Annotated in this window: 17 protein-coding genes and 1 pseudogene; 5 read left to right on the top strand and 13 right to left on the bottom strand. The window is 64.3% G+C overall.

Annotated elements, in window-relative coordinates:
* Positions 1–220: 220 nt before the first annotated feature.
* Positions 221–703, bottom strand: coding sequence for an Lrp/AsnC family transcriptional regulator (locus MOV80_RS22815; protein WP_233620759.1), 483 nt, complete (start codon positions 701–703; stop codon positions 221–223).
* Positions 704–834: 131 nt separating this feature from the next.
* Here MOV80_RS22815 and phhA point away from each other — a divergent pair, with 131 nt between their 5' ends.
* From phhA to MOV80_RS22835, 4 genes are all read left to right on the top strand, one after another.
* Positions 835–1728, top strand: coding sequence for a phenylalanine 4-monooxygenase (gene phhA, locus MOV80_RS22820; protein WP_249605531.1), 894 nt, complete (start codon positions 835–837; stop codon positions 1726–1728).
* Between the two features lie 315 nt (positions 1729–2043).
* Complete coding sequence (locus MOV80_RS22825; RefSeq protein WP_039753549.1) at positions 2044–3036, top strand: extracellular solute-binding protein; 993 nt, start codon at positions 2044–2046, stop codon at positions 3034–3036.
* Between the two features lie 110 nt (positions 3037–3146).
* Positions 3147–4757 (top strand): iron ABC transporter permease, encoded by a 1611-nt coding sequence (locus tag MOV80_RS22830; RefSeq protein WP_249605532.1) that lies wholly within the window; start codon positions 3147–3149, stop codon positions 4755–4757.
* Position 4758: 1 nt separating this feature from the next.
* On the top strand, positions 4759–5823 hold the full coding sequence (locus tag MOV80_RS22835; protein WP_240333824.1) for an ABC transporter ATP-binding protein: 1065 nt from the start codon (positions 4759–4761) through the stop codon (positions 5821–5823).
* 107 nt (positions 5824–5930) lie between these two features.
* Here the strand turns inward: MOV80_RS22835 and MOV80_RS22840 are convergent, their stop codons facing one another.
* The 11 genes and pseudogenes from MOV80_RS22840 to queC all read right to left on the bottom strand — a co-directional run bounded on the left by MOV80_RS22840 (position 5931) and on the right by queC (position 13187).
* Positions 5931–6443 carry a hypothetical protein gene (locus MOV80_RS22840; protein ID WP_019100409.1) on the bottom strand — a complete coding sequence of 171 codons (513 nt, stop codon included), beginning with the start codon at positions 6441–6443 and terminating at the stop codon, positions 5931–5933.
* Between the two features lie 23 nt (positions 6444–6466).
* Positions 6467–7315, bottom strand: a complete 849-nt coding sequence (gene serB / locus MOV80_RS22845) for a phosphoserine phosphatase SerB (RefSeq protein ID WP_249605533.1) — start codon at positions 7313–7315, stop codon at positions 6467–6469.
* 60 nt (positions 7316–7375) lie between these two features.
* Positions 7376–7846, bottom strand: a complete 471-nt coding sequence (locus tag MOV80_RS22850) for a DoxX family membrane protein (RefSeq protein ID WP_019100411.1) — start codon at positions 7844–7846, stop codon at positions 7376–7378.
* A 261-nt stretch (positions 7847–8107) separates the two neighbouring features.
* Positions 8108–8857: a DNA-binding domain-containing protein gene (locus MOV80_RS22855; protein ID WP_019101489.1), complete on the bottom strand. Its 750-nt coding sequence runs from the start codon at positions 8855–8857 to the stop codon at positions 8108–8110.
* A complete protein-coding gene (locus MOV80_RS22860; RefSeq protein ID WP_019101488.1) occupies positions 8844–9671 on the bottom strand; it encodes a DUF692 domain-containing protein in 828 nt (275 codons plus the stop codon). Before MOV80_RS22860 ends, MOV80_RS22855 begins: the two co-directional genes overlap by 14 nt.
* A gap of 48 nt (positions 9672–9719) precedes the next feature.
* Positions 9720–9995: a DUF2282 domain-containing protein gene (locus MOV80_RS22865; protein ID WP_019101487.1), complete on the bottom strand. Its 276-nt coding sequence runs from the start codon at positions 9993–9995 to the stop codon at positions 9720–9722.
* A 163-nt stretch (positions 9996–10158) separates the two neighbouring features.
* The gene (locus tag MOV80_RS22870) at positions 10159–10419 is read right to left on the bottom strand and encodes a DUF2282 domain-containing protein (protein WP_019101486.1); all 261 of its coding nucleotides are present in this window, start codon (positions 10417–10419) and stop codon (positions 10159–10161) included.
* A gap of 309 nt (positions 10420–10728) precedes the next feature.
* A complete protein-coding gene (queE, locus tag MOV80_RS22875) occupies positions 10729–11364 on the bottom strand; it encodes a 7-carboxy-7-deazaguanine synthase (RefSeq protein WP_118268125.1) in 636 nt (211 codons plus the stop codon).
* A 103-nt stretch (positions 11365–11467) separates the two neighbouring features.
* Positions 11468–11824, bottom strand: coding sequence for a 6-carboxytetrahydropterin synthase (locus tag MOV80_RS23530; protein ID WP_275897820.1), 357 nt, complete (start codon positions 11822–11824; stop codon positions 11468–11470).
* A gap of 9 nt (positions 11825–11833) precedes the next feature.
* Positions 11834–12163 (bottom strand): annotated as a pseudogene (locus MOV80_RS23535) (6-carboxytetrahydropterin synthase); the annotation flags it as partial.
* A gap of 325 nt (positions 12164–12488) precedes the next feature.
* Positions 12489–13187, bottom strand: a complete 699-nt coding sequence (gene queC, locus MOV80_RS22885) for a 7-cyano-7-deazaguanine synthase QueC (protein ID WP_118268124.1) — start codon at positions 13185–13187, stop codon at positions 12489–12491.
* A gap of 362 nt (positions 13188–13549) precedes the next feature.
* On the opposite strand from queC, the gene MOV80_RS22890 reads away from it, so the two are divergent.
* Positions 13550–14662, top strand: a complete 1113-nt coding sequence (locus MOV80_RS22890; protein WP_118268123.1) for a M35 family metallo-endopeptidase — start codon at positions 13550–13552, stop codon at positions 14660–14662.
* Positions 14663–14782: 120 nt separating this feature from the next.
* Here MOV80_RS22890 and dcuC read toward each other — a convergent pair whose 3' ends face one another.
* The gene (gene dcuC / locus MOV80_RS22895) at positions 14783–16132 is read right to left on the bottom strand and encodes an anaerobic C4-dicarboxylate transporter DcuC (RefSeq protein WP_019101480.1); all 1350 of its coding nucleotides are present in this window, start codon (positions 16130–16132) and stop codon (positions 14783–14785) included.
* Between the last annotated feature and the right edge of the window lie 291 nt (positions 16133–16423).

A 16423-nucleotide genomic window follows, 5' to 3' on the forward strand; every position in this document is an offset into this window, starting at 1 on the left:
CGACCCGGACGCGCCGCCGTTCCCGCCGCGGCCGTGGTCATGGTGAGGCCGTTGTTTTCCATTAAACTTAATGCATGCAGTAAATCATGCTCATGGCCATCAGTCAGCGGCGGCACAGTATTACAGGGCAGCGGCTTGGGCGGCCATCTTCAACGGCCCGGCTGTGGAGCGGCGCGATCAGCCAGGGCTCCGCCTTCGCCCGCGCCGCCGGACGGAGCGCTCATTCCGGCACCGACGACAGCGGCAGTTTCATCGTCTGCTTGATCGCGTTCAAGGCGATGGTGGATTTGACGCTGCGCACCAGCGACAGCCGCATCAGCCGGTTCATCACGAAGGTGGACAGCGAGGGCAGGTCCGGCACCACGATGCGCAGCAGGTAGTCCGCCTCGCCGGCGGCGGCGTAGCACTCCAGCACCTCCGGCAGCTCGTTGATGGCCTGGGCGAACTCTTGCAGCGCGCTTTCGCTGTGGCGCTCCAGGCTGACATGGGCGAAAGCCATCACCGACAAGCCCACCTGTTCCGGTTTCAGCGCCACCTGGTAGCCCTGGATCACGCCGGCGTCCTCCATGCGCTGGATGCGGCGGCCGATCTGCGACGCGGACAGGGCCACTTGCTGCGCCAGCTTCTGATGGGTGACGCGGGCGTCGTGCTGCAGCGCCTCCAGGATCTGGTAATCGAAGCGGTCTAATTCTGTTTTGCGCATGATGAGCATTTCATGGTGGTTTTATGCGGCAAGTGTGCAAAAAAAATTGCATATAGGCAAATTTTGCGGTCTTCCCGCATCGCTCCGGGCCTAAACTAGAGTTATCCACCTAAATATCCGGACCCACCGCCATGAACGACCGAGCCGATTTCGTCGTGCCCGACATCACCACGCGCAAGAATGTCGGACTCAGCCACGACCGCGCGGACTTTACCCTGCCGCAGCCGCTGGAGCGCTACACCGCCGCCGACCACGCCACCTGGGCCACGCTGTACCGCCGCCAGAGCGAGATGCTGCCGGGCCGCGCCTGCGACGAATTCCTGGAAGGTCTGGAGCGCCTGGGCGTGGACGCGGACCGGGTGCCGGATTTCGCCAAGCTGAACGAAAAACTGATGGCGGCCACCGGTTGGAAAATCGTGGCGGTGCCCGGACTGATTCCGGACGACGTGTTTTTCGAGCACCTGGCCAACCGACGTTTCCCGGTGACCTGGTGGCTGCGCGAGCCGCACCAGCTGGATTACCTGCAGGAGCCGGACGTGTTCCATGATCTGTTTGGCCATGTGCCGCTGCTGATCAACCCGGTGTTCGCCGACTACCTGGAGGCTTACGGCAAGGGCGGCATGAAAGCCAAGGCGCTGGGCGCTTTGCCGATGCTGGCGCGCTTGTACTGGTACACGGTGGAGTTCGGCCTGATCAACACGCCCAAGGGCATGCGGATCTACGGCGCCGGCATTGTGTCCAGCAAGGGAGAGTCGGTGTACTGCCTGGACAGCGCCAGTCCCAACCGCGTCGGCTTCGATCTGGAGCGCATCATGCGCACCCGCTATCGCATCGACACTTTCCAAAAAACCTATTTCGTCATCGACAGCTTCCAGCAGTTGTTCGACGCCACCGCGCCGGACTTCGCGCCTATCTACGCGCGGCTGGCGGCGGAGCCGACGCTGGGCGCCGGCGACGTGGCGCCGGAAGACAAGGTGTTCAATATCGGCGACCGCAGCGGCTGGGGCGATTCCGAAGATGTGTGAGGCCCGGGCGCGATAGCGCCGGGATGCAGCAAGAAGACCCGCCGCGGCGGGTTTTCTTATTTGTTTTGATTAAAACTAAGATGCGAGTGTTTACTAGATTGATAAGCATTCTCATTTTTGTTAGAGTCCGTTTACGATCTTGCGAGCTAGAGCGAGACAAGGCGAAAACGGCTGAGAAAGCGGAATGTACACACGGTACATGAGCATTTCGAAGGCGCACTCACCGTGTAACGCGCCACGCAGCGCAGCAGATCGTAAAGAGGCTCTTAGATTGAGGCTCTGATTCCTATCGCTCAACCCAACAGGGGACACACCTTGAAAACGCACTTGATGCTTGCCGCCGTTCTGGCGGGGTTCGCCGGTCACGCCGTGGCGGAAGATGTAGTGGTTTACAGCGCTCGCGCCGAGCAGCTGCTCAAGCCCATCATCGAGGTTTACAAGAAGGAAACCGGCGTCAACATCAAGCTGGTGTCGGACAAGGAAGGCCCGCTGATGGAGCGCCTGCGCGCCGAGGGCAGCAACAGCCCGGCGGATCTGCTGTTGACCGTGGACGCCGGCAATCTGTGGCAGGCCTCCAAGATGGGTTTGTTCAAGCCGGTGAAGTCGCCGCTGCTGGACGCCAACATCCCGTCCTATCTGCGCGACCCCGGCCATGAGTGGTACGGCCTGTCCATCCGCGCGCGCACCATTTTCTACAACACCCAGAAAGTGAAGCCGGGCCAACTGTCCAGCTACGCCGACCTGGCCGACCCCAAGTGGAAGGGCAAGCTGTGTCTGCGCACGTCCAAGAAGGTCTACAATCAGTCGCTGGTGGCGATGATGCTGTCCGACCTGGGCCCGGTGAAGACGGAGAAAGTGGTCAAGGGCTGGGTGGATAATCTGGCCACTCGCGAATTCCCGGACGACACCAAGATGCTGGAAGCCATTGCCGCTGGCCAGTGCGAAGTGGGCATCGCCAACACCTATTACTACGGCCGCCTGATGGAAAAATCGCCGAATCTGCCGGTGGGCATCTTCTGGGCCGACCAGGCGGGCAAGGGCACCCATGTGAACATTTCCGGCGCCGGCGTGGTCAAGCACGCCAAGAACGAAAAGGGCGCGTTGAAGTTCCTGGAATGGCTGTCCAGCGCCAAGGCGCAGAATATGTTCGCCGATGTGAACATGGAATTCCCGGTCAACCCCAAGGTCAAGCCTGACGCGCGCGTCGCCGCCTGGGGCGATTTCAAGCACAGCTACATCAATGTCGCCAACGCCGGATCGCGCCAGGCGGAGGCGGTGAAGTTGATGGACCGCGTCGGTTATAAATAAACTTTGACGGGCCGACCCGGCCCGTATTTTTTTACAGCCTGTCGGGCACCAAAGCCCCGGCGGGCTGTCTTTGCTTGTTTCCCCGCGTTTTTGACATGGTTTCTCCGCCGATGATTCGTTCTCTGTCGCCCTGGCGCGGCCTGGCTTTTGGCGTCAGCCTGCTCACCGTCGCGCCCTTGCTGGTGATTTTATGGTCGCTGTTGGCGCCGGACTGGGAAGTGTGGCGGCATCTGTACGATTACACCTTGCCGGAGCTGCTGCTCAACACCGTGTATCTGACGGGCGGCGTCGGCGCCGGCGTGCTGCTGCTGGGCGTGCCGTTGGCCTGGCTGACCGCGGTGCATGACTTTCCTGGTCGTCGTTTCTTCCACTGGGCGTTGATGCTGCCGCTGGCGATGCCGGCCTATGTGCTGGCTTTTTCGCAGCTGGGCCTGTTCGATTTCACCGGGCCGGTGCAAACCTGGCTGCGCGAGCGTTTCGGCGATTCGTCCTGGGTGCCCAATATCCGTTCCACGCCGGGCGTGATCCTGGTGATGTCGCTGGCTTTTTATCCCTATGTCTACCTGCTGGCGCGCAACGCCTTCGCCACCATGGGCCGGCGCGCGCTGGAGGTGGGGCAGTCGCTGGGCTTGTCGCGCTGGCAGGGCTTCCGCCGCGTGGCCTTGCCGATGGCGCGGCCGTGGATCGCCGGCGGCCTGATGCTGGCGCTGATGGAGACGCTGGCGGATTTCGGCACCGTGGCGATTTTCAATTTCGACGCTTTCACCTCGGCCATCTATAAAGCCTGGTTCAGCCTGTTCTCCTTGCCGGCGGCCAAACAGCTGGCCTCGCTGCTAGTGTTGATGGTGTTGCTGCTGCTATGGCTGGAGCAACGCTCGCGCGGGCGTCGCGCCTATACCCAGGCCGGCAAGGCGGCGCCGCAGCCGCGTTTGCGCCTGGAGGGCGCCGCCGGCTGGCTGGCCGCCGCCGCCTGCGCGCTGGTGCTGACGCTGGCCTTCGCGCTGCCCTTCGGTCAGTTGCTGGTTTGGGCTGGCGCTCATCTGGCCGAGGATCTGGACGCGGACTTTTTCGGCCATGTGGCCAACTCGCTGCTGCTGGCCTCGATGGCCGCCGTCCTGGTGGCCTTCATCGCCCTGCTGTTGAGTTACGCGACGCGGCGCGATCCGACGCGCTGGACCCGGCTGTGGAGCCGGCTGGCGACGCTGGGCTACGCGGTGCCGGGCACGGTGCTGGCGGTGGGGGTGTTCGTGCCGGTGGCCTGGTTCGACAATCTATTGCTGGACTGGCTGCGGCCGTGGCTGGCGGAGGACGCCAGCGCCGTGGTCAAGGGGACTTTGCTGGTGCTGATGCTGGCCTATGCGGCGCGTTTTTTGGCGGTGGGGCACTCCGCCGTGGATGCGGCCATGCATCGCATCAGCCGCAGCCAGGAAGAGGCGGCGCGCAATATGGGCTACAGCGGCCTGCGTTTGTTGGCGCGGCTGCATCTGCCGCTATTGCGCGGCGGCTTGTTCACCGCGGCGCTGATGGTGTTCGTCGATGTGATGAAGGAGATGCCGATCACCTTGATGACTCGGCCTTACGGTTGGGACACGCTGGCGGTGAGGATTTTCAATTTGACGACCGAGGGCGAATGGGAGCGCGCGGCCTTGCCGGCGGTGGCCATCGTGCTGGCCGGCTTGTTGCCGGTATGGGTGCTGTCGCGGCAGAAGGATGCGGTCTGAGATGAAGCGGATGGATATGCAAGCGTTGCTGGAGTTCGACCTGGTCAGCCAGAAGTACGGCGAGACTCGCGTGGTCGACAATATGAGTTTCGAATTGCAGGCGGGCGAGATCGCTTGCCTGTTGGGCAGCTCCGGCTGCGGCAAAACCACGGTGTTGCGCTGCATTGCCGGTTTCGAGAGCCTGCTGGGCGGGGAGATCCGGCTCAACGGCGAGGTGATCAGTTCTATCCGCGAGCAAGTGCCGGCGCATCAGCGCCGCATTGGCATGGTGTTCCAGGACTACGCGCTGTTCCCGCACCTGACCGTGGCCGGCAATGTCGGCTTCGGCCTGGACGCATTGCCCAAGAGCCAGCGCGCGGCGCGGGTGCTGGAGGTGTTGGAGGTGGTGGGGCTGGCGGAGTGGGCGCGGCGTTACCCGCACGAGCTGTCCGGCGGCCAACAGCAGCGGGTGGCGCTGGCGCGCGCCTTGGCGCCCAAACCCAGCCTGCTGTTGCTGGACGAGCCGTTTTCCAACCTGGACGTGGATTTGCGCGAACGCCTCTCGCGGGAGGTGCGCGAGATCCTGAAAAGCCAGGGCGCCACCGCCATCATGGTGACCCATGACCAGCACGAGGCCTTCGCCATCGCGGACCGCGTCGGGGTGATGCAGCAGGGCCGGCTATTGCAGTGGGACGCGCCGTACCGGCTTTATCACGAGCCGGCCACCCGTTATGTCGCCGATTTCATCGGCCAGGGCGTGTTCCTGGCCGGCAAGGTGACCGGGCCGCGCTGCGTGGAGCTGGAGATAGGCGAATTCTGCGGCATCGTGCCCTTGCAGTTCGAAACCGGGGACGAGGTGGATGTGCTGGTGCGGCCCGACGATGTGCAGCACGACGACGCCAGCCCGACGCGAGCCATGGTCTGCGCCAAGGTGTTCCGCGGCGCGGAGTTCCATTACACGCTGGCGCTGCCGTCCGGCCAGCGGGTGCTGGCTCAGGTGCCCAGCCATCACGACCACGCGGTGGGGGAGGCGATAGGCATCCGGCTGGAGCTGGATCATTTGATCGCTTTTCCGCGCCAGGGCTAAGAGCCTGTTCAAAGTCTGCTGCGCTTCGTGAGGCGCTCCACGGTGAGTGCGGTTTCGTCTCGCCCCTTGCCCGCGAGTTCTTGGCTCGCGAGATCGGAAACACGCTCTTAGCGTTCCAGTATCGCCTTGCGATGGCGGCGGAACACCCACTTCTCCCACAGCAGGCGGGTGGCCTCGTCGAAGGCGCCGGCAATATCGGCGCGGATCAGGTAATTGCCGTTTTCGCCCGGCGTCACCGTGCTGATGCGGGCGGCGAGGAAGAGCAGCAGCGCGGAGTCTGGATTGGGGCATAAGGCCACCAGCACCGGTTCGCTGCCGTGGTTGGCGTGGTCTGAGATCCAGGCGATGCTGTCCAGGCCCAGCCGGCAGGGCGTCAGAGGCGGGCGTTCAGGGTGACGAGACAACAGCGACACTTCCAGCGCCAGATCCAGCTTGGCCTCCAGCCTGACCAGCATCGGGTCCGCCTCGGGCAGGGTTTCGGTGGGTGCGGCCAGCACCCGCAGCGCCAGCCGGGTTTCGCGCTCTTGGCGCGCCGGGCAGATCCCGCCAGGCAGGGGCTGGACCGAGAATGGCAATTCAGCGTCGAAGCTGGCGCTGTCCAGTTCAGGAAATAAGCTCATTGGTCGGCTCCCGCTGTGGCCGTTCAGTGGTACAGGTTCAGGATGCGGTCCAGGCCGCCGTGATTGACGGCGATGTCGGCCTGGGCGCGCACCACCGGCTTGGCGTGCACGGCCACGCCGATGCCGGCTTCGGCCAGCATCTGCAAATCGTTGGCGCCGTCTCCCATCGCCAGCACCTGTTCCGGCTTCAACCCCAGCGCTTCGCGTTGCTGGATCAGCAAGCGCTTCTTGGCTGCGGCGTCGACGATGGGGCCGCGCACACGGCCGGTCAAGGCGCCGTTTTCGATCTCCAGCTGATTGGCGTAGGCGAAGTCCAGGCCCAGCTCGGTTTTCAGCCTGTCGGTGAAAAAGGTGAAGCCGCCGGACACCAGCATGAACTTGACGCCGTGGCGCTTGCAGGCGGCCAGCAGCGCCTCGGCGCCCGGCATCAACTTGACTCTTTCACGATAGACCTGTTCCAGCGCGCTTTCCTGCAGCCCGCGCAGCAGCGCCACCCGCTCGGTCAATGAGGCGGCGAAATCCAGTTCGCCGCGCATCGAGCGCTCGGTGATGGCCGCCACCTGTGGCTTGAGGCCGTTCATGTCCGCGATTTCGTCTATGCACTCGATGGTGATCAAGGTGGAGTCCATATCCGACACCAGCAGGCCGAAATCGGCGAAGCTGCGGCCGGCTTCGACGTAAGCCCCGTCATACCCCCATTGCTCGCACAGAGCCAGCGCAGCGGCCCGTTGCGCCGGCGCCGCGCCGCGCAGCCGCGCCACGCTGGGGCTGGGATGGTCCATATGGGTGGCCTCGACAAGATGGGCCAGTTCATGCAGATGATGCGGGTCCAGCGTGTCGGCTTGGATCACCAGGGTATAGGCGAGGCTCATGGCGTGGCGGGTCAATGCGTGTTGGAGCGGACATTATGCCACGCCGCGTTGGCGGCTGGCTCAGTCCCGTGCCGCGCAGCGTCCGGCCCAGCGCCGCAGCAGCGCGTCCACAGACAGCAGGCCGGGGCCGAAGGCGAGCACCACGGCGATCAGCATGCCCCAGTAGTAATGGAATTCGCGCGTGGCTTCGGTCAGTCCCGGGTAGCTGATCACGGCCACCGCGTTGAGAATGAACAGGCCGGCGGCGGCGAACCGCCCGCCCAGGCCCAGCGCCAGCAGCGCGGACAGGCCCAGTTCGCCTGCGGCGGCCAAGGCCGCGGCGATGGCCGGCGGCAGCAGCGGCACGTGGTATTCCTCGGTGAACAGCAGGATGGTGGTATCCCAGTCGTCTATCTTGGTCAGGCCGGACTTGAAGAACACATTGGCGATCCACAGCCGGAACAGCAGCAAGAGCAGCGGCTGCAGCAGGTCGCCGCCGCGGATCAGCCAGCGGTAGGACGTGTTGAGGCGGGAGCAGGTCAAGGGGTTCATGATGGGGGTCTCCTGTGTGTTGAGTATGGTTCAGCGGCGACGGATGGCAAATCGCGGGCGCGCCGGTCCCCGCCGGGCGCGCGCCAGGCATGGAACTTGAGGGTCAGGGTCTAAGGGCTTAGAACGTGTTTACGATCTCGCGAGCTAAGGCGAGACAAGGCGAAAACGGCTGAGAAAGCGGAATGTACACACGGTACATGAGCATTTCGAAGGCGTTTTCAACGCCGTATCGCCGACGCGCAGCAGATCGTAAACACGTTCTTAAAGCTCGATGTTCTGGATCAGCCTCTGCTGGAACAGCCGCAGCAGGCCGGCTTGCAGGTCGAAGCCCGCTTCGGCGGCCAGCGCCTGTTCCACTGCGGCCTCCAGCGTTGCGCCGTTGCGGAAGGCCTGTAGCAGCGCGGCCAGGCCGGCGCCGACGATTTCGACCTGAGCCCGGCCTTGTAGGCGGTAGATCAGCATCGCCTCCGGCTGGCTGTGCAGGTCCACGTTCAGTTCCACCGGTTGGCGCTGGTGGGCCAGCCAGATCGACGCCGCTGGCCAAGGGCTGAGCAGGGCGGCGACATCGGGCAGCGGCCGCAGCTTGAGCTCGCCCCAGCACTGTTGCGGGAAGGCGGCGAGCGCGGCGCTGTCGGCCGGCGCCGCGTCGGCGGCGTAGTAGGCGCGGTGAACCCGCCATTCCAGTCGAGCGACGTCGGCCAGATAGGGCAGTTCGCGCGCGTGCTCGAAACCGGCGACGAAGTCGCCGAAGGCCGCGCCGTACAGGTGCAGATTGCCGCTGAGCGACGGGTGGCCGCCGATGAAGACGCGGGCCAGGCCGGTGAAGAAGTCCTCGCCCACTAGTTGGCGGCACACGGGGTAGATGAAGGCCAGGGTGTCGATCAAGCCCACCCGGTAGTTGTTGCGGTAAACCGCGAGTCCGGCCGGGTTCAGCGCCGGCGCGGCTTCCGCCGAGAGAGACGGATCGGCGATCCGCTCCAGCAGCTCCGCCTGCCAATCAGACCAGTTCATGCGCGGCCTCCAGGATGGCTTGAGCCTTGGCGGCCTCGCCGCGCAAGGTGGCCAACGGCGGAATCTCCAGGTCCCATTCGATCAAGGTGGGGCGCGGCCCCAGCCGGGCGATGGCCTCGCGGTACAGTTGCCAGACGCCGTCGTGCACTGGCTGGCTGTGGGTGTCCACCAGCATGCCTTCGCGTTCGCTGTAGCCGGCAAGGTGGATTTCGCCTATCGCCGCCGCCGGCAGCGCGTCCAGCACCGCGTCCGTGTCCACACCCAGATTGACGCGGTTGACGTAGAGATTATTGATGTCCAGCAGAATGCCGCAGCCGGTGCGGCGCACCAGTTCCGCCAGGAATTCGCCCTCGTGCATCTCGTTGCCGGGGAATTCCAGATAGCTGGACAGGTTTTCCAGCAAGATGGGGCGGCCCAGCGCGTCCTGGGTTTCCGCGACGTGGCCGGCGATCACCGCCAGCGATTCGCGGGTATAGGGAATGGGCAGCAGGTCGTTGACGAAGCGGCGTTCGGAATGGTTGAAGGACAGGTGTTCCGACACCGCCGCTGGCTGCACAGCGTCCACCAGCCGCTTGAGCGAGGCCAGATGGGCCGGGTCCGGACGCGCGGCCGAGCCCAGGCCCAGGCCGACGCCGTGCAGCGACAGCGGCCAACAGGCGGCCACTTCGCGCAGCATGCTCCAGGGCATGCCGCCGTCGAAGAAGTTCTCGCTGTGCACTTCCACCCAGCCCAGTTCCGGGCGCTTGTCCAGCGCTTCGCGATAGTGCGGGGCGCGCAGGCCGATGCCGCAGACCGCGGGAAGCTTGGTTTTCATCGTCATTCACCTCGGGTCGCCCGTCCGGGCGGCGGCCCGGCGGCGCGATCAGGATTGTTTGGGCGGCGGCGTGGTGCGGCCGCCCAGGCTCTCGCATGTGCCCTTGGGCACGTTGTGCCACTCATTGGGATCATTGTCGACCTTGGCTTCGCCGGCGCAATAATGGGCGCCGTCGGCGGACGCGCAGTCGTTCTTGCCGGCCGGGGTGACGCCGTAGCATTTTTCTTTGGGCTGCGGCGCGTCTTCGGCCTGGGCCGAGGCGGCCACGCCCAGCGCGATGACGGCGCCGACGGCGGAGGCAAGCAGTTTGCGAGCGGTGTTCATGTCAGTCTCCTGTGAGGTAGGTGCGGGCCAGCCTTGGAGCGCATTTCAAGGCCGGCGTTTGGCAAACCTCGCTGAGACTACATGAATTTAAAATTTGTTCTTTCAGATTTCGTTCAGATTTTGGCCGGAGCGCGACGAAGGCCGCGCTCCGGCCGGATCCGGCTTACTTCTTGGGAGCGGTGCTGCCGCCCATTTTCTCGCAGCTGCCCTTGGCCACGTATTTCCAGTCGCCCGGGTCCTTGTCTGTCTTGGCCTGGCCGGCGCAGGAGTGGGCGCCGGTGGCGGACGCGCAGTCGTTCTTGCCGGCCTGAGCGATGCCGTAGCACTTCTCTTTGTCGGCGGCGGCCGCCGGAGCGGAGGCCAGCGCGCCGAGGGCTACGACGGCGCCGAGAGCGGATGCGATCAGGGTTTTGCTGGTACTCATGGTGTTTCTCCTGTTTAACGGCCGGAGGCCGAATCATGATGGGGTGATTATAAACGAGCCAGTCTGCCGGGCTCTCGCATTGAGAAAGCTTGCCGGGTCCGGACATTCATTGAGTCGAGGTCGTTTCCGGCTTCTTACACTGTAGTCGCGATTTTTTTATCGCGGCGCCAGATGTAGTCGGCAGTCCTTCCTGGCCATGAGTCGATGTTGGCGAGGCCTTATTACAGCGGACCGCGATATTTTTTGAGGGAAGAGCGAAGTGGAGCGGGGGAGGCGGATAAAGATTGGGCCCCGAAGGGCCCGGCAAGTTCAGCGGATATTGGTAACTTTATGTGTCTGAACCGACAGCCGCCAGTGCGGGTGCGCCATGCAGTAGGCGATGGCGGCGTGGGTGTTGGCAGCAAGGTTCGGGCCGTCCATGGGCTGCAAATAGAAGGTGTCGAAGTCCAGCTGTTCTACGGTTTCCGGCATCTGCGTCGCTTGCGGGTAGACCAGCTTGAGTTCGTCGCCGCTGCGCAGCAGCAGCTCCGCCCCGGCCTTGGGGCTGACGCAGATCCAGTCCAGCCCCGGCGGCGCGGCCACCGTGCCGTTGGTTTCCACCGCCACTTCGAAGCCCCGCTGGTGCAGTTCGGCGATGAGCTGGGCGTCCAGCTGCAGCAGCGGCTCGCCGCCGGTGCACACCACATAGGGCGTGCCGCCCGCGCCGGCCGGCCATTCCGAGGCGATACGCTCGGCCAGCGCCACCGCGCTCTTGAACTTGCCGCCGTCCGGACCGACGCCGACGAAGTCGGTGTCGCAGAATTGGCAGACCGCCTTGGCGCGGTCCTCTTCGCGTCCGGACCACAGATTGCAGCCGGCAAAGCGGCAGAACACCGCGGCGCGACCAGCCTGGCGGCCCTCGCCCTGCAGCGTATAGAAGATTTCCTTGACCGTGTAAGTCGTCACAGTGCGTTCTCTACATGAATGAGGTGGGCTTGGAACGTGTGTACGATCTTGCGAGCTAAGGCGAGCCACGTCTCACGACGCACAGCAGATCGTAAACAGGTTCTTACAGCAGCGGCCAGCGCATAGCGTCGCGGAACATCAGCGACACGCCGCGCAGCTCTTGCTGCATCAGATCAATGCGCGCCAGTTCCGGCACCAGCGGGGACAGGTGGGCGTGTACCCATTCCGCCACCGAGACGCTGTCGCCGCCGCGCACGCCGCTGAGCTGGTCCAGCGGATTGTGGTCCAGTTGGCGGTAGAGGGGCTTGAAGCGGTCTTTGACGTCGCCGAAGTCCAGCAACCAGCCCATGGCCTGGTCCAGTTCGCCGCTGAGCATCAGCCGGACCAGGTAGCTGTGGCCGGTGTAGGCGCCCTTGTCGTCGAAGGGCCTGGCGCTTTCGAAGCGCTGCTCTTTCCAAATGCGGAAGCGTTGGCCGTCGAACTGGCTGCCGGCGCTATGAGTTTCGCGCACCTCCACCCATGCCAGACCCGGCAGCGTGTCGGCCAGCCGCTGGTGCAGCCACTGAGCCAACACTTCGCTGGTGGGGTTGTCCAGGCCGGCGATGTCGTTGAGGTAGCGGTGATTGAGTTCCAGGAACAAGGGCTTCCAGGCGGCTTCCAGCCGCGGGTGGCCGCTTAGCCTGGCGTCGGCGGCCAGGCGCACGCCGAAGCCGTGGCCGTGCAGACGGCCGCATTTGTGGCCAGCCGGCACATGGGGCAGTTGATGGGCGGCTTCGAACTGAACCTGTATCCAATTCAGAGCGGTGTCGCCGTCCAGGGCCACGCCGCGTTGCGGCGAGCTTTGCAGGCTCAGCGTCGCCGGGCAGGGCAGGGCGGCGCGCAGGTGGGCGGCTAGCGCCAGATCGTCGCATTGGGCCAGCTGGCGGTTCAGGTCGGCGTAGTCCAGCGGCGCGACGGCGGCGTCCAAAGCCGCCTGCAGTTGTTCGTGACCGGGGTATTGGGCATCGGCGCGGGCGATGACGCGGAAGCTGTGGCCGTGCGGGCGCGCGGTGAGATCGGACGCGCCGTTCACCTGCCGGGCGGCTTCGAAGCGGGCGCCGGCGATCAGGTTGGAGGTGTGCATCTTAGTCCTCCCGGGGAGTTTGGCAGCGGACGATCAGCGGGTCGGGCACGCCGGCTTCGGCGAAGCCCTTGGCGCGCAACTCGCAAGACGCGCAATGGCCGCAAGGTGGCACCTGTCCGTTATAACAGGTGTGGCTCCAGGATAATGCGTCCATCGCGCCAACTTGTTGCGCCAAAGAGACGGTTTCCGCCTTGGACAGGTACATCAGCGGCGCGTGCAGCTCCACTCGGCTGTCCATGCCCAGCCGCAAGGCCACTTCCAGCGCCTTGAGGGTGTTTTCACGGCAATCGGGATAGCCGGAATAATCGGTCTGCGCGACGCCGGCGACCAGGTGACGCGCGCCGCGGGTATAGGCCAGCGCGGCGGCGAAGGTCAGGAAGATCAGGTTGCGGCCGGGCACGAAGGTGTTGGGCAGCGCGTCATCATCGCGGGCACCGTCTTCCGGCGCAATGTCGGCGTCGGTCAGCGCGTTGCCGCCGATGGCGGCGAAGGTGTCGATGGGCAGCACGGTTTGGCGCACGCCGGCGAGCGCGGCGATCTTGCGCGCGCAGTCCAGCTCGACGCGGTGGCGCTGGCCGTAGTCGAAGGTCACGGTCTCGACATTGCCATGGCCGAAGGTTTGCAAGGCCCAATACAGGCAGGTGGTGGAGTCCTGGCCGCCGGAAAGGACGACCAGAGCCTTTTCAGGAGTCTGATTCATTGTGTTCGCCATTCGATAAACAGTCGAAGGTTGTGGATGCGGAGCCGGGCGCGGCGCGGGCCTGCCGGCATGTCGCCTGCCTGGATCGGTCTCACCAAGCAGGGCAACCCGATACTTTAACCTAGAACAGGCCGTTTGATGAAGCGTGCCAAAAAACAGACAGCCGCTGATTCTGTGTCGGCAGGGGCGCTTTTCTTGATTGAAATCATGTCTTCGTCATGTAATTAATGACTTTCGCATTCGAAATATGTTTGCGATCCATTTTAATAAACACGTGATGACAAAGGGGTTGGGAGTGCGGGAAGGCTTGCCGGGCCACAAGCGCGGCGGGACTGGCCGGTGGTCCCACCAGGAGAAGATCAATGAAAAAATTGTTGCCGATTCCGTTGTTCGTGATGGCTTTGGGGAGCGGCCTGGTTCAGGCGCATGATCTGCAAGTGAGCGTGGCCAAGCAGCAGGCCTCGGTGGCGGCGGATCAGGATGTCGAGGTGGTGTTGAATTACCGCAATACCGGCAAGGAAACCTTGCGCATCTACAAGTGGTATGTGCCGGGGCAGGAACTGCAGGAACAGATTTTCGAGGTGAGCCGCGACGGCAAGCCGGTGAGCTATCTGGGACCGCGCTACAAGCGCGCTGTGCCCACCATCAAGGATACCGTGGCGCTGGCACCGGGCGCTTCGCTGAGCGTCAAGGTCAAGGTGTCCGACTACTACGATATGTCGAAAAGCGGCCGTTTCGACGTGCGCTTTCTGGCGGCCAGCTCCCGCGTGCTGAACCGCTCCGCGCCGCAGCTGAACGCCAAGATCGCCTCCGGCGCGGACGCCGCCGTCGCCGCCGACGAGGTGCTGAGCTCCAATACCGCCAGCGTGTCGGTGGCCGGCCGCAGCAGCAAGCTGTTGAAACAGTCGCTGGACGCGCAGCGCGAATGGTCCATCCTCAGCCGCAAGGCGGCCGCTTCCAGCGTCACTTACGCGGCCAATTGCTCGGTGACCCAGCAAAGCCAGACCAACGGCGGCGTCAGCGCGGCCATCAATATGACCAACGATTCGGTCAGCTATCTGTCCGGCTCGCCGTCCGGCACTCCGCGCTACACCACTTGGTTCGGCAAGTACGCGCTGGCCAACTGGAACACCGCCAAATCCCACTACGTCAGCATCAAGGACGCGCTGGACACCAAGCCGATCAGCATCGATTGCGGTTGCACCCAGGCCGGCACCTACGCCTACGTCTACCCGGCGCAGCCGTACAAGATCTATCTGTGCGGCGCTTTCTGGAACGCGCCGACCAGCGGCACCGACTCCAAGGGCGGCACCCTGGTGCATGAGCTGTCCCACTTCACCGTGGTGGCGGGCACCGACGACCACGTTTATGGTCAGGCCGGCGCCAAGAACCTGGCGAAAACCAATCCCGCCCAGGCTTTGAACAACGCCGACAACCACGAATACTTCGCCGAGAACACCCCGGCGCAGCAGTGAGCGCTTCCCCTAGCCATGAGAAACGGCCGCCGGAGGGCGGCCGTTTTCTCTTCGGCGGAAGCCGGGTTTAGCGGCGTTTCCATCCATTCCGCCGACGCGCGGCAGATATCGCACGGGTTCTCAGGCCGGCACCAGCGCCAGCGTGCCCAGCACCACAATCACCAGGCCGACGATCACCGGCACCGAGGTGCGCTTGACGATCTCGAACGGCGACACCTGGCCCATGCCGGCGCAGGCCACCACCACGCCGGACACCGGCGACACGGTGCGGCCCAGATTGGACGCCTGCAGCATGGGGATGGCGAGGAAGGCCGGGTTGATGCCGGCTTCGGCCGCCAGCTTGGGGATCAGCTCCACAAAGGCGTAGAAGGGCGCGTTGCCGGAGCCGGTGGTCAGCGCCGCCAGCGTGGTGATCGCCACCAGCACCAGCATCAAGACCATGGCGCCGGAGCCGAAGGACTGCGCCAGGCCGATCAGCTGGTTGATGAAGCCCAGCGCGGACAGGCCGTGGGCGAACACGCCGGCGGCCACGATCAGCATCACCACGCTGCTGAAGGCGTCACCCATGCCTTTGTAAGCCACTTCCAGGCCGGCGAACACCGGCGCGGCGCGGCGATGGCGCAGGAACTCCACCAGCGCGGCCAGCGCGATGCACAGGATCAATACGGTGACGATGTGCAGTTCCGGAGCCAGTTTGCCGTTGAACACCAGCACGCCGGCAATCGGCGTGAACGGCAGCAGGCAGTACAGCGCCGGCGCGTTGGTGACGATCTCGTGCACGTCCTGGCGCGTCAGCGGCAGGTTTTCCTTGCGGTCCAGGTAGCGCTGCCAGAAGAAGTGGGCGCAGCCTATGCCGGCGATGGCCAGCAGGGAAATGGGCAGCGTGGTCTTGAAGGCGAAATCGATCAGCGGCATGCCCGAGGCTTGGGCGGCGATCACCACGTCGCCGGAGGTGGGCGACAAGATCAACGCCGCCGGCGACGCGCAGATGGCCGCGGCCGCGCCGCGGCTGATGCCCATGTTCACCATGAGCGGAAACAAGGTGGCCATCAGCAATACGCCCAGGCCGGTGGCGGACGACACCGCCAGCGACAGCAGACAGGCGACGAAGTAGGCCGCCACCATCAGCACGTACGGCGACTTGATGCGGCTGAGCGGCTTGGAGGCCAGCTTGACCACCATGTCGTTGGCGCCGATATGGGTCATATAGCCGGCGAAGCCGCACAGCGCCATCACCATCAGGCCCAGGTCCGCGGCGCGGCTGCTGAGCAGCGATTTGACGAACTCGGCGATGTCGGTGGCGGCGTGACCGGTGGCGGCCACGTTTTTGGGCAATACCGGCAAGCCTTGCAAGGCGGTGGCGATCAGCAGGGCCAGGCCGCCCAGCATCAGCACGCCGGTGGCGGAGTAGCCTTTGAAGATAGCCCGGCCCACCAGCAGCGTGACTAACGTGCCTATCAGTAATTCCATATCCAGCTCAATGTAAATAACAAAATTATAATTTACTAAAAAATATGGATGAGCATATTTTTAGATGAATCAAGATTGATATGGGGCAAGAACGCGGCGCGCGGCTGTGCTTGGCAAAGCGAAGGGGAGGAGCTTGGTGTTTGCAGGAGGTGTGGGGCGTGCGTGCGGGTGTGAACCACTCCCAAGAGCCGCTACAAACCCTCGCAGAGAAGCTGAGCCAAGGCGCGCCGACGCAGAAAACGAAGCTTCTGCGAAGCTATGGTGCAAGTTGTAAGAACCTGTTCAAAGTCT

Origin of the sequence: Chromobacterium sp. IRSSSOUMB001 (genome assembly GCF_023507765.1) — a bacterium.
GTDB classification, from domain to species: domain Bacteria; phylum Pseudomonadota; class Gammaproteobacteria; order Burkholderiales; family Chromobacteriaceae; genus Chromobacterium; species Chromobacterium haemolyticum.

Bases quoted from the DNA above. Each gene is read 5' to 3' on its own strand.
- MOV80_RS22815 (WP_233620759.1), bottom strand. From the start codon at position 703: ATGCGCAAAACAGAATTAGACCGCTTCGATTACCAGATCCTGGAGGCG.
- phhA (WP_249605531.1), top strand. From the start codon at position 835: ATGAACGACCGAGCCGATTTCGTCGTGCCCGACATCACCACGCGCAAG.
- MOV80_RS22830 (WP_249605532.1), top strand. From the start codon at position 3,147: ATGATTCGTTCTCTGTCGCCCTGGCGCGGCCTGGCTTTTGGCGTCAGC.
- MOV80_RS22835 (WP_240333824.1), top strand. From the start codon at position 4,759: ATGAAGCGGATGGATATGCAAGCGTTGCTGGAGTTCGACCTGGTCAGC.
- MOV80_RS22840 (WP_019100409.1), bottom strand. From the start codon at position 6,443: ATGAGCTTATTTCCTGAACTGGACAGCGCCAGCTTCGACGCTGAATTG.
- serB (WP_249605533.1), bottom strand. From the start codon at position 7,315: ATGAGCCTCGCCTATACCCTGGTGATCCAAGCCGACACGCTGGACCCG.
- MOV80_RS22850 (WP_019100411.1), bottom strand. From the start codon at position 7,846: ATGAACCCCTTGACCTGCTCCCGCCTCAACACGTCCTACCGCTGGCTG.
- MOV80_RS22855 (WP_019101489.1), bottom strand. From the start codon at position 8,857: ATGAACTGGTCTGATTGGCAGGCGGAGCTGCTGGAGCGGATCGCCGAT.
- MOV80_RS22860 (WP_019101488.1), bottom strand. From the start codon at position 9,671: ATGAAAACCAAGCTTCCCGCGGTCTGCGGCATCGGCCTGCGCGCCCCG.
- MOV80_RS22865 (WP_019101487.1), bottom strand. From the start codon at position 9,995: ATGAACACCGCTCGCAAACTGCTTGCCTCCGCCGTCGGCGCCGTCATC.
- MOV80_RS22870 (WP_019101486.1), bottom strand. From the start codon at position 10,419: ATGAGTACCAGCAAAACCCTGATCGCATCCGCTCTCGGCGCCGTCGTA.
- queC (WP_118268124.1), bottom strand. From the start codon at position 13,187: ATGAATCAGACTCCTGAAAAGGCTCTGGTCGTCCTTTCCGGCGGCCAG.
- MOV80_RS22890 (WP_118268123.1), top strand. From the start codon at position 13,550: ATGAAAAAATTGTTGCCGATTCCGTTGTTCGTGATGGCTTTGGGGAGC.
- dcuC (WP_019101480.1), bottom strand. From the start codon at position 16,132: ATGGAATTACTGATAGGCACGTTAGTCACGCTGCTGGTGGGCCGGGCT.